At 43.5% G+C, this 24,688-nt stretch carries 22 protein-coding genes; 14 read left to right on the top strand and 8 right to left on the bottom strand.

What is annotated here, in order from left to right:
* The first annotated feature begins 11 nt into the window (after nucleotides 1-11).
* From recQ to spfP, 6 genes are all read left to right on the top strand, one after another.
* Nucleotides 12-1,862, top strand: coding sequence for an ATP-dependent DNA helicase RecQ (gene recQ, locus Q7657_RS08225; RefSeq protein ID WP_107167107.1), 1,851 nt, complete (start codon nucleotides 12-14; stop codon nucleotides 1,860-1,862).
* Nucleotides 1,863-2,201: 339 nt separating this feature from the next.
* On the top strand, nucleotides 2,202-2,507 hold the full coding sequence (locus tag Q7657_RS08220) for a DUF3630 family protein (protein WP_107167108.1): 306 nt from the start codon (nucleotides 2,202-2,204) through the stop codon (nucleotides 2,505-2,507).
* A gap of 134 nt (nucleotides 2,508-2,641) precedes the next feature.
* Nucleotides 2,642-3,346: a 7-cyano-7-deazaguanine/7-aminomethyl-7-deazaguanine transporter gene (locus Q7657_RS08215; protein WP_107167109.1), complete on the top strand. Its 705-nt coding sequence runs from the start codon at nucleotides 2,642-2,644 to the stop codon at nucleotides 3,344-3,346.
* Between the two features lie 76 nt (nucleotides 3,347-3,422).
* Entirely contained in the window at nucleotides 3,423-3,866 is a 444-nt protein-coding gene (locus tag Q7657_RS08210) for a GNAT family N-acetyltransferase (RefSeq protein WP_107167110.1), read from the top strand.
* Nucleotides 3,867-4,639: 773 nt separating this feature from the next.
* The gene (gene polA / locus Q7657_RS08205; RefSeq protein WP_107167111.1) at nucleotides 4,640-7,411 is read left to right on the top strand and encodes a DNA polymerase I; all 2,772 of its coding nucleotides are present in this window, start codon (nucleotides 4,640-4,642) and stop codon (nucleotides 7,409-7,411) included.
* A gap of 193 nt (nucleotides 7,412-7,604) precedes the next feature.
* Nucleotides 7,605-7,652, top strand: a complete 48-nt coding sequence (gene spfP, locus Q7657_RS08200; protein WP_438616993.1) for a small protein SpfP — start codon at nucleotides 7,605-7,607, stop codon at nucleotides 7,650-7,652.
* A gap of 703 nt (nucleotides 7,653-8,355) precedes the next feature.
* Here the strand turns inward: spfP and yihA are convergent.
* Complete coding sequence (gene yihA / locus Q7657_RS08195; protein WP_053986635.1) at nucleotides 8,356-9,021, bottom strand: ribosome biogenesis GTP-binding protein YihA/YsxC; 666 nt, start codon at nucleotides 9,019-9,021, stop codon at nucleotides 8,356-8,358.
* A gap of 157 nt (nucleotides 9,022-9,178) precedes the next feature.
* Between yihA and Q7657_RS08190 the strand changes: the two genes are divergently transcribed.
* The 5 genes from Q7657_RS08190 to hemN all read left to right on the top strand — a co-directional run bounded on the left by Q7657_RS08190 (nucleotide 9,179) and on the right by hemN (nucleotide 13,930).
* Nucleotides 9,179-9,802, top strand: a complete 624-nt coding sequence (locus Q7657_RS08190; protein WP_053986634.1) for a c-type cytochrome — start codon at nucleotides 9,179-9,181, stop codon at nucleotides 9,800-9,802.
* Between the two features lie 943 nt (nucleotides 9,803-10,745).
* Nucleotides 10,746-11,387 carry a class I SAM-dependent methyltransferase gene (locus tag Q7657_RS08185; RefSeq protein ID WP_053986633.1) on the top strand — a complete coding sequence of 214 codons (642 nt, stop codon included), beginning with the start codon at nucleotides 10,746-10,748 and terminating at the stop codon, nucleotides 11,385-11,387.
* Nucleotides 11,387-11,932, top strand: a complete 546-nt coding sequence (gene yihI / locus Q7657_RS08180) for a Der GTPase-activating protein YihI (RefSeq protein WP_107167112.1) — start codon at nucleotides 11,387-11,389, stop codon at nucleotides 11,930-11,932. Before Q7657_RS08185 ends, yihI begins: the two co-directional genes overlap by 1 nt.
* A 3-nt stretch (nucleotides 11,933-11,935) precedes the next feature.
* Complete coding sequence (locus Q7657_RS08175) at nucleotides 11,936-12,418, top strand: DUF2489 domain-containing protein (protein WP_107167113.1); 483 nt, start codon at nucleotides 11,936-11,938, stop codon at nucleotides 12,416-12,418.
* Nucleotides 12,419-12,556: 138 nt separating this feature from the next.
* Nucleotides 12,557-13,930 carry an oxygen-independent coproporphyrinogen III oxidase gene (gene hemN, locus Q7657_RS08170; RefSeq protein WP_107167114.1) on the top strand — a complete coding sequence of 458 codons (1,374 nt, stop codon included), beginning with the start codon at nucleotides 12,557-12,559 and terminating at the stop codon, nucleotides 13,928-13,930.
* A gap of 87 nt (nucleotides 13,931-14,017) precedes the next feature.
* On the opposite strand, the gene add is transcribed toward hemN, so the two are convergent.
* From add to Q7657_RS08140, 6 genes are all read right to left on the bottom strand, one after another.
* Nucleotides 14,018-15,022 carry an adenosine deaminase gene (gene add / locus Q7657_RS08165; RefSeq protein ID WP_107167115.1) on the bottom strand — a complete coding sequence of 335 codons (1,005 nt, stop codon included), beginning with the start codon at nucleotides 15,020-15,022 and terminating at the stop codon, nucleotides 14,018-14,020.
* 117 nt (nucleotides 15,023-15,139) lie between these two features.
* Nucleotides 15,140-16,555: a nitrogen regulation protein NR(I) gene (glnG, locus tag Q7657_RS08160; RefSeq protein WP_107167116.1), complete on the bottom strand. Its 1,416-nt coding sequence runs from the start codon at nucleotides 16,553-16,555 to the stop codon at nucleotides 15,140-15,142.
* A gap of 19 nt (nucleotides 16,556-16,574) precedes the next feature.
* Nucleotides 16,575-17,633 carry a nitrogen regulation protein NR(II) gene (gene glnL / locus Q7657_RS08155; protein ID WP_146146418.1) on the bottom strand — a complete coding sequence of 353 codons (1,059 nt, stop codon included), beginning with the start codon at nucleotides 17,631-17,633 and terminating at the stop codon, nucleotides 16,575-16,577.
* A gap of 117 nt (nucleotides 17,634-17,750) precedes the next feature.
* Nucleotides 17,751-18,332, bottom strand: a complete 582-nt coding sequence (locus Q7657_RS08150) for a DUF4124 domain-containing protein (protein ID WP_107167118.1) — start codon at nucleotides 18,330-18,332, stop codon at nucleotides 17,751-17,753.
* Between the two features lie 146 nt (nucleotides 18,333-18,478).
* On the bottom strand, nucleotides 18,479-19,888 hold the full coding sequence (gene glnA / locus Q7657_RS08145) for a glutamate--ammonia ligase (protein WP_107167119.1): 1,410 nt from the start codon (nucleotides 19,886-19,888) through the stop codon (nucleotides 18,479-18,481).
* A complete protein-coding gene (locus Q7657_RS08140) occupies nucleotides 19,842-20,051 on the bottom strand; it encodes a hypothetical protein (protein WP_498827381.1) in 210 nt (69 codons plus the stop codon). The genes glnA and Q7657_RS08140 overlap by 47 nt, the downstream gene beginning before the upstream one ends.
* A 419-nt stretch (nucleotides 20,052-20,470) precedes the next feature.
* On the opposite strand from Q7657_RS08140, the gene typA reads away from it, so the two are divergent.
* A complete protein-coding gene (gene typA / locus Q7657_RS08135; protein ID WP_008985959.1) occupies nucleotides 20,471-22,297 on the top strand; it encodes a translational GTPase TypA in 1,827 nt (608 codons plus the stop codon).
* Nucleotides 22,298-22,488: 191 nt separating this feature from the next.
* Here the strand turns inward: typA and Q7657_RS08130 are convergent, their stop codons facing one another.
* Nucleotides 22,489-23,127, bottom strand: coding sequence for a DUF2959 domain-containing protein (locus Q7657_RS08130; protein ID WP_107167120.1), 639 nt, complete (start codon nucleotides 23,125-23,127; stop codon nucleotides 22,489-22,491).
* Nucleotides 23,128-23,303: 176 nt separating this feature from the next.
* Between Q7657_RS08130 and Q7657_RS08125 the strand changes: the two genes are divergently transcribed.
* A complete protein-coding gene (locus Q7657_RS08125; protein ID WP_053986625.1) occupies nucleotides 23,304-24,212 on the top strand; it encodes a virulence factor BrkB family protein in 909 nt (302 codons plus the stop codon).
* Nucleotides 24,213-24,650 carry a D-aminoacyl-tRNA deacylase gene (gene dtd, locus Q7657_RS08120; protein WP_053986624.1) on the top strand — a complete coding sequence of 146 codons (438 nt, stop codon included), beginning with the start codon at nucleotides 24,213-24,215 and terminating at the stop codon, nucleotides 24,648-24,650. It abuts the gene before it with no gap.
* The last annotated feature ends 38 nt before the right edge of the window (nucleotides 24,651-24,688 follow it).

Genomic DNA, 24,688 nt, shown 5'->3' with positions numbered 1-24,688 from the left:
AGAGCCTTACCATGTCATCCGTTTGTCACAGTGAACCTTGTTCTGCGTTATCTGCTCCTTGTTGTGAATCTGTTCTCCAAGATGTTTTTGGTTACCAGCAATTTCGCGTGGGTCAACAGGATGTGATTGATGCCGTTAACCGTGATGAAGATTGTTTGGTGATCATGCCAACAGGCGGTGGTAAATCCTTGTGCTACCAGATCCCTGCTTTATTAAAAGAGGGAGTAACCTTGGTTATTTCCCCTTTGATCTCCTTGATGAAAGATCAGGTCGACCAACTCAAAGCCAATGGTGTTGCTGCCGCTTACATTAACTCCACCATGAGTCGTGATGACATTTTTGCGGTGTTTGAAGCGATGCAAGCCGGCAACGTGAAACTGGTGTATGTCTCACCGGAGCGCGTGTTAACCCACGACTTTATTGATCGCTTGCGTGATGTGCCGCTTGCCATGGTTGCCGTCGATGAAGCTCACTGTATTTCCCAATGGGGACATGATTTTAGACCTGAATATGCGGCGTTAGGATTGCTGAAGCAGTCGTTTGATAACCTGCCCGTGATGGCACTTACTGCGACCGCTGATGAAACTACCCGTCATGACATTATCCAGCGTTTAGGCTTATCGAAGCCCCATGAGTATTTGGGCAGTTTTGATCGTCCGAATATCCGTTACACCTTGTGGGAAAAGCACAAGCCGCTGACGCAAATCATTCGCTATATCGAAGGGATGCGAGGCCAATGCGGTATCATTTATTGTAATAGCCGTAAAAAGGTAGAGCAGATCAGCGAGAAGTTGCGAGACAATGGTATTCGTGCCGAAGCTTATCATGCAGGGCTTGAGCATGCCGAACGTGTACATGTGCAAGATGCTTTCCAACGTGATGATATTCATGTTGTGGTGGCTACCGTTGCCTTTGGTATGGGGATCAACAAACCCAATGTCCGTTTTGTGGTGCATTTTGATATTCCCCGTAATATCGAATCCTATTACCAAGAAACAGGGCGTGCTGGGCGTGATGGCTTACCAGCTGAAGCGGTCATGTTTTACGATCCTGCTGACTTAGCGTGGTTACGTCGCTGCTTAGATGAAAAGCCAGAAGGGCAACAAAAAGAGGTTGAGCGACATAAACTCAATGCGATGGGCGCTTTTGCCGAAGCGCAAACCTGCCGTCGTCAGGTGTTATTGCATTACTTTGGTGAGCACCGTGATGAGCCGTGTGGTAACTGCGATGTGTGTTTAGATCCGCCTAAGCGTTTCAATGCGGTGGAGGTGGCGCAAAAAGCGTTATCTTGTGTCTACCGTGTGCAGCAAAGCTTTGGTATTACTTACATTGTAGAAGTGCTACGTGGGATGCAAAACCAACGCATTCGAGAGCATGGGCATGACAAACTTAGCACCTATGGTATCGGTCGTGATTACAGCCATGAGTATTGGGTTAGTGTACTGCGACAGCTTATCCACCTTGGTTATCTAACTCAAAATATTAGTCGTAACTCGGTGTTGCAGCTAACGGAAAAAGCCCGTCCTTTATTGCGTGCAGAAGTCAGCTTAGAGCTTGCAGTACCTCGGCTAGATAACATTGCCCGTACGATGAAAGTGAACAAGTTGGTGAATCGTCAGTACGATAAAAAGCTCTTTGCCAAGTTGCGTAAATTGCGAAAAGCGATTGCTGACGAAGAAGATCTGCCACCATACGTGGTATTTAATGATGCCAGTCTAATGGAAATGGCAGAGCGATTACCGACATCAAACGGCGATTTTCTGGCTATAAATGGGGTTGGACAGCGTAAGCTTGAGAAATACGGTGAGGTGTTTCTTGGTTTGATCCGCGATCATATACTGGCGATTGATGAGCCACACTAAGCTGATAGCATAAAAGACAGGTATAAAAAAACCGGGCTCATGGTAAGCCCGGCTAGAATGCGTTAAAGAAACAGCCTTAATAGGGTGTTTGGTCACGACAAAACAGCTTGCGTATTTGGTGGAATATTCATTTCACCGGACTGCTAGGTCATGCGACGGGACTCGCGATAACGTGCTCTAGCAGCAGCCTAATAAGACCATGATGAGAAGTGGAATACTAGAGCAACCTTAACCTTTGTAATGCTAATTAACACTTGGTTACATCAAGGGCTAACAGGGATTGAAAGCCACTATTTAAAGCAATATACCCAAGTTACTTGGGTATAAATAGGAGTCATGATGACAGCAGTAACAAGTCACGTATTCGGTATTCGTCAGTTTGATCGCGACGCACGTTTTTTATCGATTAAAAGTCCTGAATTTGATTTCGATAGTTTTGATACGATCGCAGAATCTTTGTTACTCGCCATTGATGCGACTGTGGTGGAGAAAGAGAGTAATGCAGATCTGCATATTTGGTTGATTGATTTTGAAGGTTGTCGTTTGCTGTTAAAAGGTGAGCATTACAGCGGTGCGTTATGGCTTGAAGCCATGAGTGACGACGATGAAGAAACACTCACCTTTATTGCGAGCTTATTAAATTAATCTTTCTCGCAAGATCAAAAGCTAGGCAAGCAAGCTGGTTTCTGTATAATCGCCGACCTGGTCGTTGTTGGCGATAAAATGCTGGCAACAAAGTATGTTTGGGTTCCCTCCCCCCATTGACAAAAAGGTCTCACATGACGACTGCTTTATCTCAATCTAACGCAACACCTTCTTTTACTCCGCAACAACAACGTAAAGCTTTAGGCTACTTAGTGCTATTTCACCTGTTGGTGATCGCATCAAGTAACTACTTAGTGCAACTCCCGTTCACCGTATTTGGTTATCACACTACATGGGGCGCATTTACTTTTCCTTTTATCTTTCTTGCTACTGATTTAACTGTCCGGATTTTTGGAGCAGGCATGGCACGTAAGATCATTTTTCGCGTCATGATGCCCGCTTTAGTGGTGTCATATGTCCTTTCGGTCGTGTTTTTCCAAGGTGAATATCAAGGGTTAGGTCACTTAGGTGAGTTTAATTTGTTTGTTGCTCGTATTGCGATCGCAAGCTTTATGGCTTACTTGTTAGGGCAAATCTTAGATGTGTCGGTGTTTAACCGTCTACGTCAGTTAAAGCAATGGTGGGTAGCACCAACGGCTTCCACTATTTTTGGTAATGCCATTGATACCATCGCTTTTTTCGGTATTGCGTTTTACCACAGCCCAGATCCATTTATGGCAGAAAACTGGACGGAAATTGCGCTGGTGGATTACAGCTTTAAACTGATCATCAGCTTAGGTTTGTTTGTGCCGATGTACGGTGTCTTGCTCAATTACTTAATTGGTAAACTAACCGCAATATCGCCACAGCCTTTCGTGGCAGCGAAAACCAATCAATAATGGTTGGGATGAAATAAAGATTACCAAGCCGATCCCATGATCGGCTTTTTTCACTTCAATGATGGAGAACAACAACATGGATTTGCAGATAAGAGAAGCAAGCGTCGAAGAAGCCCTTGCGGTGCTCCATCGTATTGTGGAATTTGCCGCTCCTATTTCTTTGGCGGAGTTAACGACGCGTTTAGCAACCAAACCAGCTTTGATCTTAGTTGCTGAAAACCAACAACAGTTAGTTGGAGTGAAAATAGGTTATGCGCTAGATAAGCAAGTATTTTATAGCTGGCTTGGTGGTGTATTGCCTGCTGGGCGTGGTCACGGGGTGGCACAAGCATTGTTAGAAGCGCAAGAAGCCTGGGTTATTGAGCAGGGCTATCAACAACTCACGGTCAAATCGAGAAACCGCTTTCCTGCAATGGTGAGATTATTAATGCGAAATGGCTATCTTATTGAAGATATAGAAAAAAAAGAGGGAGTGCTGGATTATCGATTACACTTTCGCAAAGTATTGGTTAAAAAATAACGCCTAAATGACAATTATTCTCAATAAAGTACTTGCAAGTTAATTGAGAATGGTTATTATTAACGTGCAGTCAGGCGATAGGGATGGAACATAATCATATCGTTTTGATGGCACGACATTGCTCACATTGCTTCCAGTGTACTACAGCTAAGGTAGCGTGTTATTAGTGTAGGGCTGATAACCGAACACCACTTCTGCTGAGCGACGCCACATTACGTAGCGTCGCTTTTTCTTTTCTCGTCTTTTCCACTTGTTTGATCGTTTTTTCGGCTTTGATGCATGACTGACATTGATAGGATCGTCATAACATTTATCAACGTCATACCACGATAGATTTTCAGCTAACTCACGCTGTAAAAGCCTTTACTCGCTTAAAATTACCGCAATTCCTTTCGTTTTGGCGTTGTTACTAAGCAAATCGTCTGATTTTTATTGGATTATTAGGGGATAAAAGTTTATCCAAAGAAGGTTTTCCACAATGATTGATCAAATCGGGATCGAGGATCTAATTTGCCGCTAACGCATAAGTGTATGATAACAAATAAAATCATTCTAACTTTTTAAAATTACGCAAAAAACGATCAACTGGCATAAATTAAATACTAACAAAGTTATCCACAGAAAACGGAAGTGTTGTAGAAATCATTGGTTAACACTTGCCTCAGGGCATGGCATTCTATGAGTTATTGCATTTTTTCTGTCGCTCAGCGCCTAATATGGTCGATAATAGAGCTAACTTGAACGACTTATCGCTTGGATATAAGAATAACCCTATGGCAACTATTCCAGAAAATCCATTGATCCTGATTGATGGATCCTCATACCTTTATCGTGCTTACCATGCTGCACCTAATTTTACCAACTCAGACGGCGAGCCTACTGGCGCTGTTTATGGTGTCGTGAATATGCTGCGTAGCATGTTACGCCAGTTCTCAACAGAGCATATTGCGGTGATCTTCGATGCGAAAGGTAAAACTTTCCGTGATGATATGTTCCCTGAATATAAAGCTAATCGTCCTCCAATGCCGGATGATCTTCGTGGTCAGATCGAGCCTCTACATGCTGTGATCAAAGCCATGGGCTTACCGTTGATCTCGATTTCAGGTGTTGAAGCCGATGACGTGATTGGTACGCTGGCGACTCAAGCCTCACAGCAAGGCATGCCAGTACTCATCAGTACAGGCGATAAAGATATGGCGCAGCTGGTGGATCAAAATATTACCTTGATCAACACCATGACAGATGTAGTGATGGATCCTGCAGGGGTTGTGGATAAGTTTGGGATCGGTCCTGAGTTGATCATCGACTACCTGGCTCTGATGGGCGATAAAGTGGATAACATTCCAGGTGTCCCGGGCGTGGGTGAGAAAACCGCAAAAGCATTATTAACTGGCATCGGTGGTTTAGATGCGCTGTATGACAACTTAGATGACATTGCGCCGTTGGGTTTCCGTGGTTCTAAAACCATGGCAAAAAAGCTGCTTGATAATAAAGAAGCCGCTTACATGTCATACAAGCTTGCGACGATCAAATTAGATGTTGAGCTTGATGTTAAACCTGATGAACTACGTAAAGGTGTGCCAGATACTGACGCCTTAACTGAGTTGTTTGGTAAGTTGCAGTTCCGTCGTTGGCTAACCGAAATGTTAGAAGGTAGCGATGGCCGTATTGTTGCGGATGAACAATCTGGTAATGCACCTGCTGAGAAAAAAGCGGTTGCCCCAACCATTGATCGCAGTGGTTATGAAATCATTCTGGATGAAGCGGCTTTCAACGTATGGCTTGAACAACTAAAAGCAGCGAAAGCCTTTGCCTTTGATACTGAAACCGATGGTTTGGATTACATGACCGCCAATGTGGTCGGTGTCTCTTTTGCCATTGAAGAAGGTAAAGCGGCCTATGTGCCAGTGGCTCATGATTACCTTGATGCGCCAGCACAGCTTGATCGTGATTGGGTACTCGCTCAATTAAAACCGCTGCTTGAAGATCCAAACCAAGCCAAAATTGGTCAGAACTTAAAGTTTGATGCCAGCATTGTGGCGCGTTACGGCATTGAAATGCAGGGTATTGTGTTTGATACCATGCTGGAATCTTATGTCTTTAACAGTGTTGTTGGCCGCCATGATATGGATAGCCTAGCACTGCGTTATTTAGAGCATAAGAACATCAGCTTTGAAGAGATCGCCGGTAAAGGTAAAAAACAGCTTACGTTCAATCAGATCGATTTAGCGCAAGCAGGTCCTTATGCGGCAGAAGATGCTGATATTACTCTGCGTTTACACAATGCGTTATATCCAAAAGTGGAAGCTGACGACAAGCTTAAGCATGTTTTTGAAACTATTGAAATGCCATTAGTGCCTGTGCTTTCACGCATGGAGCGCACGGGTGTGTATGTCGATAGCATGTTACTTGGTGCTCAATCGACAGAAATTGCAGCACGTCTTGATGAGCTTGAGAAAAAAGCGTTTGAGCTCGCTGAGCAAGAATTTAATTTAAGCTCGCCAAAACAGCTGCAAGCGATCCTGTTCGAGAAGATGGGCTTACCGGTTCTGAAGAAAACCCCATCGGGTACACCTTCAACCAATGAAGAAGTGCTACAAGAGTTGGCGCTTGATTACCCATTGCCTAAGTTGATTTTAGAATATCGCGGACTTGCAAAACTGAAATCTACTTACACCGATAAACTACCTAAGATGGTTAACCCTGCAACGGGTCGAGTTCACACTTCTTACCATCAAGCTGTTACAGCAACAGGTCGTCTATCATCAAGCGATCCAAACCTGCAGAATATTCCAGTACGTAATGAAGAAGGCCGTCGTATTCGCCAAGCATTCGTAGCACAAAGTGGCTACAAGATCTTAGCGGTCGACTATTCACAAATTGAATTACGTATCATGGCACATTTATCAGGTGATAAAGCACTGCTGGATGCTTTCCGTCATGGTAAAGATATCCACGCTGCAACGGCTGCTGAAATCCTTGGCTTAGATATTGAGCAGGTAAGCAGTGAGCAACGTCGTCGTGCGAAAGCGATCAACTTTGGTTTGATTTATGGCATGAGTGCATTCGGTTTGGCGAAGCAGCTAGATATGGGACGTAACGAAGCGCAAGATTACATGAACGTGTACTTTGAGCGCTACCCAGGTGTGCTGGAGTACATGGAAAGCACTCGTAATACGGCGTCAGAAAAAGGTTATGTTGAGACGTTATTTGGTCGTCGTTTGTACTTGCCTGATATTAAGTCTCGTAATGGCCTACGTCGTAAAGCAGCAGAGCGTGCAGCGATTAACGCCCCAATGCAAGGTACGGCTGCCGACATTATTAAACTTGCGATGATTGCAGTTGATAATTGGGTACAGCAACAGCCTCAAGATGAAGTACGTTTATTAATGCAAGTACACGATGAATTGGTGTTTGAAGTCAAAGAATCAGCACTGGAATCGGTCACTGCTGAAGTGAAAGCATTGATGGAGCAAGCAGCTACATTAGACGTGCCATTGATCGCTGATGCAGGTTTCGGTGATAACTGGGATCAAGCGCACTAAGAACAAGTTGTAATCATCAAACTTATCATTAAATAGTCAGCCATTCGCTGGCTATTTTTTTTGTTAAAAATAAGCGCCCAATAAAAACGCAAATGTAAAATTTACTTACAACAAAGTGAAAAAAAACTACATCAAGGGGTTCCAAAAACTGCACATTTGATATACAGTTACAGACGTAGGGTACAGAGGTAAGATGTTCTATCTTTCAGACCTTTTGTTTCACGTTATTGGATTTGGCTGATTCAGCCGCCCTGGTCTCACTTTGGACCGGGGCGTTTTTTATTGGGCGCTAGTCAACTTTTCCACCTCGCTTCATCTCTCTCTTTTATTGTTTTCCTTCTTTATTACACCTGCCCGTTTTTGTACTATTTATCATCAATAAATAGACTAAATAGGTTTTTTACGAGCTATTTAGCCTGTTAATTACCCATTTTATATTTTTACTGATGATGATTTCGTTAGTTTTTTAGAGTAAATACTTTAAAAAATAAAAACAGGCGTTATACTAAATACAGCTTCTTGTTCATATTTGCTGTTAAGAGCTGGTGTGATTATCAACTCAGCAACAAATCCATGAAATAACCATTCCTGAACTTTTGGGAGTGGTTTTTTTTTGCTTATTTTTTTGGATGGCAGGTTTGTAATAAACTTCCAAAATAAAAATCAGCTTATTAACATTTTACGTTGTTATTTTGTTAAGAAAATAATGTGCTAATGAAAGCAAGGATAGAAAACATTTATATTGAGGCTGGGTAATATAACGGGTGGAGAGTCTCAAAAATTAGTGCAACTGGAGTCAGTTAAAGGGAAGGGATTGCGTCGTGAAGGGAAATCATTCATGGTCGTTGCACAAAACTAAAACGACCTCCTATTTCTCTCCCATTGCCCCACCATGATGGTGGGGAATTTTTCTAGCTCCTTCCTTAGAGCTAGGCATTTAAATCTTATTCTGCGTCATGCTCTGGGAATTCATCATCGCCAGCGGCAAGTACACGTTGACGCTCTAATTCTGGCGCATACCATTCATCAAGTTTGCGACGAACTTGATCCACACCGATACCTTTTAGTGAAGAGAAAGCTTCAACTTGCACATCACCACCGAATTCTAGTGTCATTTGGCGGATCTTTAGCACTTGTGCTTTACGCGCACCACTTTTCAGTTTGTCTGCTTTAGTAAGTAGTACTAATACTGGTAAACGGCTTTCAATTGCCCAACTGATCATCTGTTGGTCGAGATCTTTCATTGGGTGACGGATATCCATTAGTACCACTAGGCCTTGCAGACACTCACGGCGTTGCAGGTATTCACCTAGCGATTTTTGCCATTTTAACTTCATTTCAAGTGGTACTTGAGCAAAGCCATAGCCCGGTAAGTCGATCAAGTTACAGCCAGAAACAACTTCAAACATGTTGATCAGCTGAGTACGGCCTGGGGTTTTAGAAGTACGTGCAAGGTTCTTTTGATCCGTAATACGGTTTAGCGCACTTGATTTACCCGCATTGGAGCGACCAGCAAATGCGATCTCAACGCCTGCATCTTGTGGCAAGTGACGAATATCCGGTGCACTTGTGATAAAACTTGTATTTCTGTAGTTGAGAGGTTGATTCACTGTTAACTCCGTCAAGTCTTCATGTAGTCGACTGATTACTTTTATGTGAAATTGTGTAAAATATGTTAAACCGAGCTTGGTTTGTGGTCGTATTGTATACCATGTAACTAAGCATTACTTGTGGTAGTGGAAGCCCTATAATTATAAATGGAATGTCATGAAGAAATTAATATTAATATTAACCCTTCTTGCTAGTTATTCGGCGATGGCCGAAGAAGGCAATATCGAAGCAGGTAAAGCGAAAGCCGCAACGTGTGCAGCTTGTCACGGCACTGATGGTAACGCCGCAGCGATGCAGCAATACCCGAAACTGGCTGGACAACATCCTGCATACATTGAAAAACAATTGAAAGAGTTTAAGTTGGCAATGTCGACTGGCGGTAAACAAGGTCGTAACGATCCTGTGATGGGCGGTATGGTCGCAGCACTGACTGATCAAGATATGGCTGATCTTGCTGCTTATTTCTCTTCTTTGCCAATTTCAGATAACACCTCTTCTGAAGAGTCGATTGAAGTAGCACAACAGCTATACCGTTTTGGTGATGCCGAGCGTGGTGTTGCTGCCTGTATTGCTTGTCATGGCCCTCGTGGTAATGGCACTAGCTTATCTGGCTTCCCTAAGATTTCGGGTCAGAATGCAGAATATGTGAAACTTCAGCTTGAGAAATTCCGCTCTGGTGATCGTGCCAACGACATGAATGCGATGATGCGTTCAGTTGCTGCGAAGCTCAGTGATGAAGAGATTAATGCATTGTCGCAATATGTCGGTGGATTACATTAATCATCTTTAATACGATTTAAGAAAAGCAGCCAGATGGCTGCTTTTTTATTGTCGCTATGTTGCTGTTTTAATCGTTTTTCTCAACGTTTGTTCAGAGCCATTTTTTGTCTCTGTCTTATTTGCTTAACAGCTTGTGAGAGATCTGCCATTCGTGTAGGTTTATTTTGCTCTATTTTTTGTGCTTAAAAATGTAATCGTTATTAATAACAATGGGTTGCGTTAGATTGGTGTTTTTCACTATTTAAAGTGTGATATCGGCACATTGTTTCAAGAATAGATTAAGGTAAATTATCTCATGTCGACAGGGAGAGCGGCATTGGATGGAAGCGCTAGGATGGCATGAGCAGGATGCTCGAAGGATTCACAGGAAGTCTAGTTAGGATGACTAGGGTTGACGCAAGACGCGAATTGGATTGTCAGGACGACACTTAAGGATAAGGTTTGCAAAGACAAGATGTCTGAGCAATACAATGTACGAAATGGATAACGTACACACATGGATGGTGGCATTATTATCAGGAAGATAATGAGCGAAAGGGATCGCCAACTCAGGATGAGTTGAAACGCTACGGATAGGACAGGGAAGAGTAAAATTCATCAGGATGATGACGAACAACAAAGTTCGCAAGGAAAGCATCAATAACAAATGGAACTTTGCTTAACCGGGATGTTACACGCTAGTTAGGATTGACTAGAAAGAATATGGAGCCAGCGGCTTACATAGAGCGATAGGTGAAAACCTGTCGCTTTTTTCTTTTCTGAGCTTTGAAAACTTCTACTAACAGCAATTAACTTGCTGATCTTTTCTCTACCCGTATTTACAGATTAAATTGCACAATTAGTCAGCAAAACTACATCTTCATCGCAATTGGGTATAGAATAGCCCGTTCGATTTTACACCAGTTCCGATTTTGCTAATAATCGGCAACACCGGAGAGTGATCATGCAACCTTGTCCACTGTGTCATAGTGAACAGCATGTGTTATTTGCAGAAGATAAAAACCGTAGTTACTTTCGCTGTCAGCAATGTGCGTTGATTTTTGCCGATCCGAATGCACAACTTACGCCAGAGCAAGAAAAAGCGGTTTACGATCAGCATCAAAATAACCCTGAAGATATGGGGTATCGTCAATTTTTAAGCCGTGTCGCAACACCGCTTGTGGAACGCTTACCTGCTAGTGCCTCAGAGGGGCTAGATTTTGGTAGTGGTCCTGGTCCCACGCTTTCGATTATGTTGGAAGAAATGGGATATAATATGGCGATCTATGACCCGTATTTTGCACCGGATCCGAGTGTATTAACGCGTCAATATGACTTTGTCACTTGTACAGAGGCCATTGAACATTTTTATCAGCCTGCGAAGGAATGGGGGCTGCTGCTGAGTATGATCAAACCGGGCGGTTGGCTTGGTTTGATGACAAAGCTAGCAACCGATGCCGACGGTTTTAAACACTGGCATTATAAGAACGATCCAACCCACGTCAGCTTTTTTAGCCGTGATACGTTTCGCTTTTTAGCCAAACGTGATGGCTTAGAAGTTGAGTTTGTTGGTAATGATGTGATTTTGCTGAGGAAAACCCAGTAATGACCCGTAAGAAAAGAGGCCGTAAGGTTGGCTCTGAAGGCCCAGCGGTATACCGTGATAAAACCCCAAGCCAAATCGAGATTGAATCTCGTCAACGCCAAAAAGCACGTAAGCGTAAAGGCTTAAAAACTGGTAGCCGCCATTCTGCCGTTGAAGAAACAAAACAGCGTAATGCTGCACAGAAGAAAGACCCACGTTTAGGTAGTAAAAAACCAGTACCTTTGATTGTTGAGCCGAAAAAGCCAATGACCAAACAGCAACGTCGTCTCTCTGCTGAGCAAGAATTAGCGATGTTAGAAAACGATGCACAGCTAATGGTACTACTTGATCGCCTAGATGCAGGCGAGAAGTTAGGTGCAGGCTTGCAAAAACAAGTCGATCAAAAACTTGATCGCATCGAGCAGCTAATGAAGCAGCTTGGTTTAATGGAAGAAGATGAAGTTGAATTGTTCGAAGAAGACGATTACCGCCCAGCGGCGAAGTCGGACGATGATTTACTCGATCAATTTGAAAACATGGATTTAGATAAGTTCGGTAAGGAGTAACCGTTGCAGGATTTGACGCTTCTGCTTGTTATTGGTGGCACAATTGTGACCGCGCTTGGTATGTATGCTGGCTTTTTATTAGTTAAGCTATACCAACAAAATCAACGCCATAAAGTTTTTTTAGCCCGTGCTGAACAGCAACAAAAAGAGGCTATTGAAACGCGTAATAATACGATTTTAGAGAGCGTATTTGTTATTGCCGCAGCCACCAAACAAGGACAGTGTGATTTGTCTGAAGCGGCGATTCGTTTGTATAAGTTGATGGAAGCCTTGCAGGCTGATAAGAGCGTAGATTTTGCTGCGACTTATCCTGCAATTTATGAGCTATACGAGGTAGTGAAAGACATGCCTCGTGGTGAAGCCCGTCAACAAACAGAGAAACGTACACGGATGCGTTTTGATCTCGAGCGAATGAAAGCTGAGACTCGACTACAAGAGACCATTGCAGTAGAGCTCGACGCTATCCTGTCAACAAAGTCTTCATGATTTGATCTGAACGATTACAACCATCGCTGAATCTGATTAGGCGATGGTTGTATTGTCTTATAAACTGTCAGTGCTGAATGTGGTAATACGATAGGCACAGTTAACTCTTAATTCTCCCTACAATATTGGAAATATGTCATGTCAAATGAGCAGATTATTTGGGATCAGGCCCTGATTGAAAAATATAATTACTCAGGCCCGCGTTATACCTCTTACCCAACTGCGTTAGAGTTTAATGAAGCCTTTACCTCTGCTGAATTTGAGATGGCATGTAAGCAATATCCAGATCGTAAGCTATCGCTTTATATTCACATCCCGTTTTGTCATAAGCTTTGTTACTACTGTGGCTGTAATAAAATTATTACTCGCCACCAACACAAAGCCGACCAATACCTTGATGCGCTAGAGCAAGAGATCAAGCAACGTGCAACGCTACTAGGTGATCGCCAAGTAAGCCAATTGCACTGGGGCGGCGGTACACCGACTTTCTTAACAGCTGAGCAAATTAGCCGTTTAATGAACAGCCTACGTGCATCGTTTAATTTTGATGATGATGCAGAGATCAGTATTGAAGTTGACCCACGTGAAATTGAACTCGAGATTCTTGATCACTTACGCCGTGAAGGCTTTAACCGCCTAAGTATCGGGGTGCAAGATTTTAATAAAGACGTGCAAAAGCTAGTAAACCGTGAGCAAGACGAGCAGTTTATCTTTGCGATGGTTGAACGTGCGCGTGAACTGGGCTTCCGTTCAACTAATCTTGATTTGATTTACGGCTTACCACTGCAAAATCGCGAGGTGTTTGCTCAAACCCTAGAGCAAGTACTGACTATGAATCCTGGCCGTTTGTCGGTATTTAACTATGCCCACATGCCAAAACTGTTTGCAGCACAACGTAAGATCAGTGAAGAGTTATTACCTAGTGCCAAAGAAAAACTCGGTATTCTGCAAGACACCATTGCGACCCTAACTGGGGCTGGGTATCAGTTCATTGGTATGGATCACTTTGCAAAACCTGATGATGAGTTGGCGATTGCCCAGCGCGAAGGTATTTTGCACCGTAATTTCCAAGGTTACACCACTCAAGGTGAGTGTGATTTATTAGGGATGGGTGTGTCAGCCATTTCTATGATTGGTGATTGCTACGCGCAAAACCAAAAAGAGCTAAAGCATTACTACCGAGACATTGAAGAAAAACAAAACGCACTGTGGAAAGGAGTCTCGTTAGATGCAGATGACTTACTACGCCGTGAAGTGATTAAAGCACTTATTTGTAACTTCCAGCTAGATAAAAAAGCGATTGAAGCGGAATTTAGTATCGATTTCGATCAGTATTTTGCTGAAGATTTAGCGTTATTAAAAACCTTTATCAACGATGAGTTGGTATCAGTTGATGAACAACATATTTTTGTTGAACTGAAAGGTCGTTTATTGATCCGTAATATCTGTATGTGTTTCGATAAATACTTACGCGATCGTGCTCGTCAGCAACAGTTCTCACGCGTGATTTAATCTTATTAGATTAGCTGAAAAAGCCCCATTCCAGCACTGCTCGAATGGGGCTTTTGGTTATTTTGGGGTTGCTAATGCGATGGGCAATTAGCTACGTTTTGCTGCCATATCACGAAGGGCTTGTTTCTCACTCTCGGTTAAGAAAGCGATTTCTAAACCATTACGCTGTGCTTGTTCAATTTGTGCTTGGCTTAAACCAACAGCAGGCGCTGCTACTTCATATTCATAAGGTAACTCAATGCCTTCAACTGCAGGATCGTCAGTATTTAAGCTTGCTAAGATACCGTGTTCAAGGAAAGGCTTGATTGGGTGATCTTTAATGTTGCTGACGGTGCTGGTTTGAATGTTTGAGGTGATACACGACTCAATACCAATTTTATGCTCAGCCAAGTAATCCATTAACTTTGGATCTTGAATCGCTTTTACGCCATGACCAATACGTACTGCACCCAACTCGTTGATTGCTTGCCACATGCTTTCAGGGCCCGCTGCTTCACCTGCGTGAACCGTTACACGTAAGCCAGCATCACGTACTTGTTTAAAGTGAGTATTAAATTGCGTGCCCGGTTGACCTAATTCATCACCAGCTAGATCAATCGCAACCAGTTTATCTTTATGAGCTAACAGTGCGTCTAGCTCTTGCTGACAAGCATCAACGCCAAAGGTACGGCTCATAATACCGATCAGGTTAGCCTTGATACCAAAGTCACGACAGCCTGCATTAACGCCGTCAATTACCGCTTCAACCACACCCGCTACTGGCAGGTTATGTTTCATTGCCATGTAGTAAGGTGAGAAGCGTAGCTCTGCGTAATCAATTTGTGCTCGTAGGGCGTCTTCAACGTTTTCGTAAGCCACACGGCGACAAGCATCTAGATCACCCAGTACCGCAACACCCCAATCAAGTTTTGATAGGAAAGCGACTAAACTTGGCTCTGCTTCGACAATTTGAACGTGTGGACGTAAGCTTTCCAGATCATGACCTGGTAGCGTGATATTAAATTGCTGGCCTAATTCGAGGATGGTTTGAGGGCGAATATTGCCATCAAGGTGACGGTGAATGTCCGTCAAAGGAAGATGCTTGTTTATCATTATGGTTATTCCGGTGAAAACTGAGGGTTAAGTATAAGCAAAGTGTATAGCCTGAACATGATAGTTGCAGCTAAATGTGATCGTCTTCACCTGCAACTATCATCTAAGCTATAACGACTAATCGTTAATACCAAGCTCTTTTAGTTTTCGAGTCAGTGTATTTCTTCCCCAGCCCAATAATCGTGCGGCTTCTTGTTTGTGACCATGACTATGGTGCAACGCTGTTTCGAGTAAGATCTTCTCAAATTGTGGCAGTGCTTCACCGAGCAAGTTTTCATTGCCTTGTTGTAGGGCTTGTTTAGCCCAAACCTCTAAACCATGGTGCCAATGCTGTGTGTCTTGTTCCGATGAAGTGTGGCTTACCGGTGTTTCGAGTAATTCAGGCGGCAAATCATTAGGTAGCACTTCATTACTGCTTGCCATGACGGTTAACCAGCGACAGATATTTTCCAACTGACGAACGTTACCCGGCCAGTTAAGTGCTGCTAGTTGCTTGGTGGTGTCTGGGTGCAAGGTTTTGGCTTCAACCCCTAGTTCGTTAGAAGCACGTTGGAGAAAATGACGCGCCAGTTGTGGAATATCTTGGCGACGATCTTTGAGTGAGGGTAAATGAACACGAATGACATTCAGACGATGGAATAGATCTTCACGAAAATCACCTTCAGCCACTAATCGCTCTAAGTTTTGGTGGGTTGCGGCAATGATACGCACATCGACATTGACTGGAGAATGCCCACCGACACGATAGAACTGCCCGTCAGCTAACACTCGCAGTAAACGGGTTTGAATATCTAATGGCATGTCCCCGATTTCATCTAAAAACAGGGTGCCGCCATTGGCTTGTTCAAAGCGTCCTTGGCGAACACTATTCGCACCGGTAAATGCCCCTTTTTCATGACCAAATAGCTCTGATTCAATTAAGTCTTTTGGTATCGCTGCCATATTTAAGGCAATAAAAGCATTGCTGCTGCGAGGGCTGTGGCGATGCAGGGCATGGGCAACTAACTCTTTACCTGTGCCTGATTCACCGTTGATGAGCACGGAAATGGATGAGCGGGACAGACGACCAATCGCGCGAAAGACTTCCTGCATCGCGGGGGCTTCACCAATGATTTCAGGTACCGCTTTGGTTTCTGATTCTGGTTGCTGCTGGCGTTTTTGCTCTTGGCTATGACTAACAGCACGCTCCACGAGACTTACTGCTTCATCAATATCAAACGGTTTAGGCAAATATTCAAATGCGCCACGTTGATAAGCATTTACTGCAGCATCTAGATCGGAATGTGCTGTCATGATAATCACAGGTAATAGTGGGTAATCTTGCTGCAGTAATTTCAACAAGGTTAATCCATCCGTGCCCGGCATTTTGATGTCTGATACCAGTACATCAGGCACGCTACGCTCTAGCGCTTCAAGTACACTATCAGCATTGGCGAACGTTTCACATTTCATGCCAGCTGCCGTCAGGGTTTTTTCCATTACCCAGCGAATAGAGCTGTCGTCGTCAACAACCCAAATTAGTCCTTTGCTCATCCTTATCCTCCTGTAATTATTATTGTATTGGTAAATGGATAGTGAAGTTGGTGTGTCCTGGCCAGCTGATCACTTCGATTTTGCCATTATGTTGATCGATTAAATTTTGTGAAATGGAAAGCCCAAGTCCAGTGCCATCGGCATTACCCGTTACCATGGGATAAAACAAGGTATCTTGGATTTCTGCTGGGATACCGGGGCCATTATCGATAATTTCTATTTTGGCTGCGGTACGGGTGTATTTGCCTTGGATTAAGGCTTGGTGCGCGGTGCGTGTTTTGAGCTTAATAACGCCACCGCCTTGTTTTTTCAGTGCATGGGCAGCGTTACTGACAATATTTAGCAGGGCTTGTTCTAGTTGCTCGGCATCCATCTCAATATCGGGCAAGCTCGGATCGTAGTCTCGCTCAATGATGATATTGCTATCGTTTTCAAGGCAGACTAACTGTCGGACTTTTTCCAACACAAGATGGATGTTATCGACTTTTCTTATTCCAGGTCGCTGAGGGCCTAGTAACCTATCGACCAGATTACGCAGACGATCAGCTTGCTCAATGATCATCTGGGTGTATTCGGTATAGCTTGGATCGGGTAAGACTTTTTCCAGTAATTGTGCTGCGCCACGTAGTCCGCCTAGTGGATTTTTAATTTCATGGGCAAGGCCACGGACTAATTCTTTAGCGGCTTGTTGTTGAGCTAATTGGGTCTGCTCTTGACTGATACGGCGCTGTTGATCGATGGGCTTTAGTTCCAGCATCACGAACAGCTCTTTTTGCCATGAAATAGGGCTGGCATTTAAGCCGAGCAAGTAACGTTGCCCGTCAATGACAAAAGTGACATCACTATCAGCGAGACCTTGACCACTTTGCAGTGTGCCGGACAGTAAATCGAGATCAAGTGATGAGTGTTGTAATAGATCAGGCAAAACTGTGCCGAGTAGGCGACGCTTACTTGAAGATAAGAGTTGCTCTGCTGCAGGGTTTACGAATCTTATCGTGAGAGCTTCATCTAGCAGAAGCACAGCAGTAACAAGGTTATCAATAATTACAGGGGTAAATGCAGCAGTCACAATCAGCATCCTTGTTGATTACTACAACCATGATGATGGCTGTTTCGGTCAAATGCACCAGTTTGGTGCATTTGAGTGTAACCTGTTTATTGCTGATCGGGCACTGTTAATTGGTGAAACTGTGGGTTAGCGAGGCTGTACTGGCTTTGGCTTGTTTGCCTTCACTGTAGCTCGATGCAGATAAACAGTAATACTGTCTGATGATGCAATAACCTTGCCGCCTTTAACTAGTTGAATTTGTAGCTGGTGGCTACCACGATCAACGTTATCTAATGTCCAAGTGAGTTCAGTTTGAGGATCGCCTTTCACCATGCCATCTAGCACTAATTGCGCTTGGGTTTGGTTATTGAGTTTACTGTTGGTGACGGCATGAATATTGATGATACCTTCGTTATTACGAATGGTTTGTTCATGCATTGGCGAGACTAAACTGACGGTCGTAATGGTTTTTGCTGGCTCTTCTACCACGGCAACATCAGTGGTTTGAGCGGCAATGGTATCTGCGGTTTGTTCAATATTGCCACTGACTTCGGTCACGCTTAAAGGGTAAGCAGTGGCATCGGGCGTTTGAGGTTGATCGGTAAAATGCACCACGCCATTTTCATCTGTCCATGAGTAGATGGTAGAGGCTTGGGCTGAACTCGCGGCTGTCCATATTAGGGTAATAAGCACAGGACCGAGTGGCTTAAAAAAACGAGAGAGTTTCATCCGTTAACTCCAAGTTTGTTTGCACGATCCACAGTGGTCGTGAATAAGATACTTCATTGTCGTTGCTTTGTGAGTGACAACAAGATCAAAAAGGCCTGCTTGTGAAGCAGGCCTAAGTATTTCATGTTTAGTAATGAAGTGATTACTTAAACAGAGTAGTAAAGTTCAAACTCTAGTGGGTGTGTTGCCATGTTGATCTTCTGTACATCTTGAGATTTCAGATCGATGTAAGAATCGATGAAGTCATCAGAGAATACGCCACCAGAAGTTAGGAACTCACGATCTTCGTCTAGTGCTTGTAGTGCGCCTTGTAGCGATTCTGCCACTGTTGGGATTTCAGCTGCTTCTTCTGCTGGTAGGTCGTACAAGTCTTTATCCATAGCTTCGCCTGGGTGGATCTTGTTTTGGATACCGTCAAGACCAGCCATTAGCATTGCTGCGAAAGCTAGGTATGGGTTCGCTGCTGGATCACCGAAACGTACTTCGATACGACGTGCTTTCGGGCTTGGTACTACTGGAATACGGATAGACGCAGAACGGTTACGTGCTGAGTAAGCCAGCATAACAGGAGCTTCGAAACCAGGAACTAGACGCTTGTAAGAGTTAGTTGATGGGTTTGCGAATGCGTTGATTGCGCGTGCGTGCTTGATGATACCGCCGATGTAGTAAAGTGCAGTTTCAGAAAGGCCGCCGTACTTATCACCAGCAAATAGGTTAACACCGTCTTTTGCTAGCGATTGGTGAACGTGCATACCAGAACCGTTATCACCTACTAGTGGCTTAGGCATGAAAGTCGCTGTTTTACCGAATGCGTGTGCAACGTTGTGAACAACATACTTATAGATCTGAATTTCATCCGCTTTTGTTGTTAGCGTGTTGAAACGTGTAGCGATTTCGTTCTGACCTGCTGTTGCTACTTCGTGGTGGTGTGCTTCAACAACTAGACCCATTTCTTCCATGATTAGACACATAGCAGAACGGATATCTTGTGATGAATCAACTGGTGCTACTGGGAAGTAACCACCTTTAACGCCAGGACGGTGACCTTTGTTACCACCTTCGAAATCAGAACCTGTGTTCCATGCCGCTTCTACGTCATCAATCTTGAAGAAAGAGCCTGACATGTCAGTATTGAACTTCACATCGTCAAATAGGAAGAATTCTGGCTCTGGACCGATAAGTACAGTATCTGCGATACCTGTAGAGCGCATGAACTCTTCAGCACGCTTAGCAATTGAGCGAGGGTCACGGTCGTAACCTTGCATTGTAGCTGGCTCTAGAATATCACAACGGATATTTAGTGTAGCGTCTTCAGTAAATGGGTCTAGCACAGCACTTGATGCGTCAGGCATCATTACCATGTCTGATTCGTTGATACCCTTCCAACCTGCAACTGAAGAGCCATCGAACATTTTACCTTCTTCGAAGAAATCAGCATCAATTTGATGAGCTGGGATCGAGATATGCTGTTCTTTACCTTTCGTATCGGTAAAACGTAGGTCTACAAATTTAACTTCGTTTTCCTGGATCAGCGCTAGTACGTTTTCTACTGACATCTTGAGTAACCTCCGGTGTTATATAAGGGCATGGCCGCAAATCTATGTATTGCTCATCAATGAGAATGAGCAGAGCTGAATACTCTTTAGCTAAAACCATGCCAACTTTTAAAAGCCTTAAAAATGCGGTTTCTTGCGCATTTCTAAGACTTAATAAATCCATTCTTGCACTATTATGAAACATCAATGCACTGTTTTGGTGCGTTTTGGCTGTTATTAACAATAATAGAACATGCTTACTATCGCGATGTTAAAAATTATTGTCAATTCATAATGTTCCTAAAAAAGTGTTTTTTTATTGTTAAATGAGACTTATGTTCTGTCTGGGGAAGATTTTGCGTGAATTATGAAGAAAAGTCAGTTTTTAGGGGTATTTAGGGGCTGAATACAAGGTTTGGAAAAAATAAAATTTAGCAAAAAAGCGAGTAAAAATGCGGCTCTAGCGCATGGTCGAAAAAAAGCTGGTGATATAAATCACATATTTCGTGGGTTTTGGCGTAAAATCTGTTAGATTATGAGCCGTTTTTTTAATCAAGTAGCTTCTAGTCGAGATGCTGCATGTTCTGAGTGAATGTGAAACTAATGTCTAATCAACCGATCGATAAATTAAGAAATATCGCAATTATTGCTCACGTTGACCACGGTAAAACTACCCTGGTTGATAAACTTCTACAGCAGTCTGGCACGTTAGAGGGTCGCGGCGAAGCCGAAGAACGTGTGATGGATTCTAACGATATCGAGAAAGAGCGTGGCATTACCATCCTTGCTAAGAACACAGCAATTAACTGGAATGACTACCGCATCAACATCGTAGATACCCCAGGACACGCAGACTTCGGTGGTGAAGTTGAGCGTATCATGTCTATGGTTGACTCTGTATTGCTTATCGTTGACGCTGTTGACGGCCCAATGCCTCAAACACGTTTCGTAACGCAAAAAGCGTTCGCATACGGTCTTAAGCCAATCGTTGTAATCAACAAGATTGACCGTCCAGGTGCACGTCCTGAGTGGGTTATGGATCAAGTATTCGACCTATTCGACAACCTAGGTGCAACTGACGAACAGTTAGACTTCCAAGTGGTTTACGCATCAGCACTTAACGGCTGGGCAACACTAGAAGAAGGCGAAACTGGCGAGAACATGGAACCATTGTTCCAGTCTATCGTTGACAACGTAGCAGCGCCTGACGTTGACGTTGATGGCCCACTACAGATGCAAATCTCTCAGTTAGATTACAGCTCTTACGTTGGTGTTATCGGTGTTGCACGTATTACTCGTGGTTCTGTGAAAGCAAACCAACAAGTAACTATCGTAGGTGCTGACGGTTCTAAGCGTAACGGTAAAGTAGGTACTGTATTAGGTTACCTAGGTCTTGAGCGTCATGAAGTTGAAGAAGCGAAAGCGGGCGACATCATTGCAATCACAGGTCTTGGCGAGCTTAAGATTTCTGACACAATCTGTGATCAGAACTGTGTTGAAGCACTAACTCCACTTTCTGTTGATGAGCCAACAGTAACCATGACTTTCCAAGTAAACAACTCTCCGTTTGCTGGTAAAGAAGGTAAGTTCGTTACTTCACGTAACATCCTTGAGCGTCTTCAAAAAGAATTAGTACACAACGTTGCACTACGTGTTGAAGAAACTGAAGACCCAGATAAATTCCGCGTATCAGGTCGTGGTGAACTTCACCTATCTATCCTGATCGAAAACATGCGTCGTGAAGGCTACGAGCTAGCAGTATCACGTCCAGAAGTTATCATCAAAGAAGAAGACGGCCAGCTAATGGAACCGTTTGAAACTGTGACTATCGACGTGGTTGAAGAACACCAAGGCGGTATCATGGAGAACATCGGTCTTCGTAAAGGTGAGCTAACTGATATGGCACCAGATGGTAAAGGTCGTGTTCGCATGGACTTCATGATGCCTTCTCGTGGTCTGATCGGTTTCCAAACTGAGTTCATGACATTAACTTCAGGTTCAGGTCTTCTTTACCATACGTTTGATCACTACGGTCCACACAAAGGTGGTTCTATTGGTCAACGTAACAATGGCGTATTGATTTCTAACGCAACAGGTAAAGCACTGACTTACGCACTGTTTAACCTACAAGAGCGTGGTCGTCTATTCGCTGAGCACGCAGATGAAGTTTACGAAGGTCAGATCATCGGTATTCATAACCGTTCTAACGACCTAACAGTTAACTGTCTGAAAGGTAAGCAGCTAACAAACGTTCGTGCTTCTGGTACTGACGAAGCGCAAACTCTTTCTCCTGCTATCAAGTACACACTTGAGCAAGCACTAGAATTCATCGACAACGATGAGCTAGTAGAAGTGACGCCTGAAAGCATCCGTATTCGTAAGAAGCTTCTTACTGAAAACGATCGTAAGCGTGCAAGCCGTACTAAGTAATTACTGATCGCTGATCATTAATTCATAAACAATCCCTCGGTTGGTAACAATCGGGGGATTGTTGTATCTGGGATTTGAAAAAGACAGGTAGTAAAGTGAAAGCAGAAAGTAGGAGTAAGAAAGAGTGTGTCGCTTGAGAAAAGAAAGGAGTAGGCAGTGAGCCAACCTAAGTTGACTCACTATTGTTTGTGTTACTTTTTAAGGTGACCAATGAAGCGGTTAGATTCTGCAATCGCGCTATTCATATCACGGATTGCTTGTTGAATTTCACGTTGTAGTGAGTTGAATTCACCCTGTAGCGAGCCAATCGCTGCTGCATTTAAGTTATGCTTTAGGTATAACGTGTTGTCACGAAGCGTATCTAATACAGGCTCCATCTTTTGCTCTGCACGTTTCATTGCTGCTAGCATCTTTTGATATTGTGCTTTAGTTGCGCGTAGCTTGTTTGCACTATCACGTTTCAGCGTTGCACTCTTATAAAGCGCAAGTTCATCGTTCCATTCATCAAACAGTGCATCTGCCACATCTTCAATCGCAGCAATACGATCTTTTACTTTATTGACGGCAGCTTCGCTGTCTTTGTATTGATCGTTAACGTCGTTATAAGCGGCTTCTAATTCACCACCGTGAAAGTTATTTAATGCTTTTAGCCCTTCTAATGCGCTGGTAAATTGCTTCTGCGCATTTTGTTGTGCGGCATTTGCGTCTTCAACGCGATCAACCATGATGTCACGTTTATGGACGCCTACTTGCTCCATGGCGGAGTAGTAAGCAGACTGACAACCGGAAAGCAGGCTGACACTAAGTAAAATAGCGAGTAAATAAGGCATGTTATGCTCCTAGTAAGACATGCAGCGTTTGTTAACTATCAATCGACACAATGGGCGTAGTGCAAAAGTTGGATTGATAAGACGCAAAGAATGAATTGAGAGTAGACGGAATTTAATGTCTTTTCTTTAAATGTATATGATTAATAGAACAAAGTTATAAGGCAGACAACAAACAAATGGCGAAGTTGCAATTTGGTCCAAGAATCCGTCTGATGGTGGATTATTTTACGTATTTAATCCAGCGAGTGAATCATGATCGCTTAACCGTGACTGCAGGCTCTATGGCTTATGTGACATTATTGTCGTTAGTGCCATTGATCACGGTGGTGATATCTGCGCTATCTGCGATACCTGTTTTTGCTGGGCTTGGCGAGCAACTGCAAAATTTTGTGATTGAGAATTTTGTGCCTGCGGCGGGTGCGGTAGTGAAAACCTACCTCAGTGAGTTTGTTTCCAATGCGGGTAAGATGACTGCTGTAGGTGTTGCGGCTTTGTTTGTGGTCGCAATGATGTTGATTTCATCGATAGATACTTCCCTTAATTATATCTGGCGAATAAAAAAGAAACGTCGCTGGATCATTTCATTTTCTATCTATTGGATGATTTTGACCCTCGGACCGATTCTGTTAGGTTCTAGTATCGCGGTTAGCTCATACCTTGGCTCACTGGCATTACTGGAACATCAGGCGTTACATGGCGTATTACAACAGTCATTGCGCTGGTTTCCTTCCATGATGTCGAGCTTGGCATTTTTATTGCTGTATTTGTTAGTTCCTAATTGCAAAGTGACGTTTCGTCATGCCCTGATCGGCGGGTTAAGTGCCAGTATTTTATTTGAATTGAGTAAAAAAGGTTTTGCGATTTATTTGGCGCATTTCCATTCTTATCAAATGATTTATGGCGCACTGGCAGCCATTCCTATCTTATTTGTTTGGATCTATTTATGTTGGTGCATTGTGTTACTGGGAGCAGAAATTACGGCAAGTTTAGGTGAACGTGGTTTCTGGGAGCAATCGAGTCAGTTACCATTGCACCACGAAGATAAACCGCAGAGCGTTGAGCCGAGCAAGAAAGAGGAAGCGTAAATGATTGCACTGATCCAACGTGTAAGTGAAGCGAGCGTGACTGTTGATGGTCACATTACCGGAGCAATAGGTAAGGGCTTATTGGTACTGCTTGGTGTCGAAAAAGGTGACGATGAAGCAAAAGCGCAAAAGTTGCGTGATAAAGTTTTAGGTTATCGCGTCTTTAGCGATGACGATGGCAAGATGAATTTAAACGTGCAGCAAGCGGGTGGCAGCGTGTTGGTGGTTTCACAATTTACCTTAGCGGCAGACACCAAAAAAGGCATGCGTCCTGGTTTTTCAAGCGGTGCTGCACCCACTGAAGCTGAACGTCTTTACGAATACTTTGTCGAACAATGTAAGGCTAAAGAAATTCAAACTGAAACAGGTATTTTTGCTGCTGACATGCAAGTAGCATTGAATAACGATGGTCCTGTGACGTTCTGGCTACAAGTTTAACATAAGCAAATACTCCAAACCGAGAATGGAAAGAGAGG

Origin of the sequence: Candidatus Photobacterium acropomis, assembly GCF_030685555.1 — a bacterium.
Taxonomy (GTDB): domain Bacteria; phylum Pseudomonadota; class Gammaproteobacteria; order Enterobacterales; family Vibrionaceae; genus Photobacterium; species Photobacterium lucens.
Note: the sequence above shows the minus strand (reverse complement) of the source record. Positions and strands in the feature narration are given on the sequence as shown.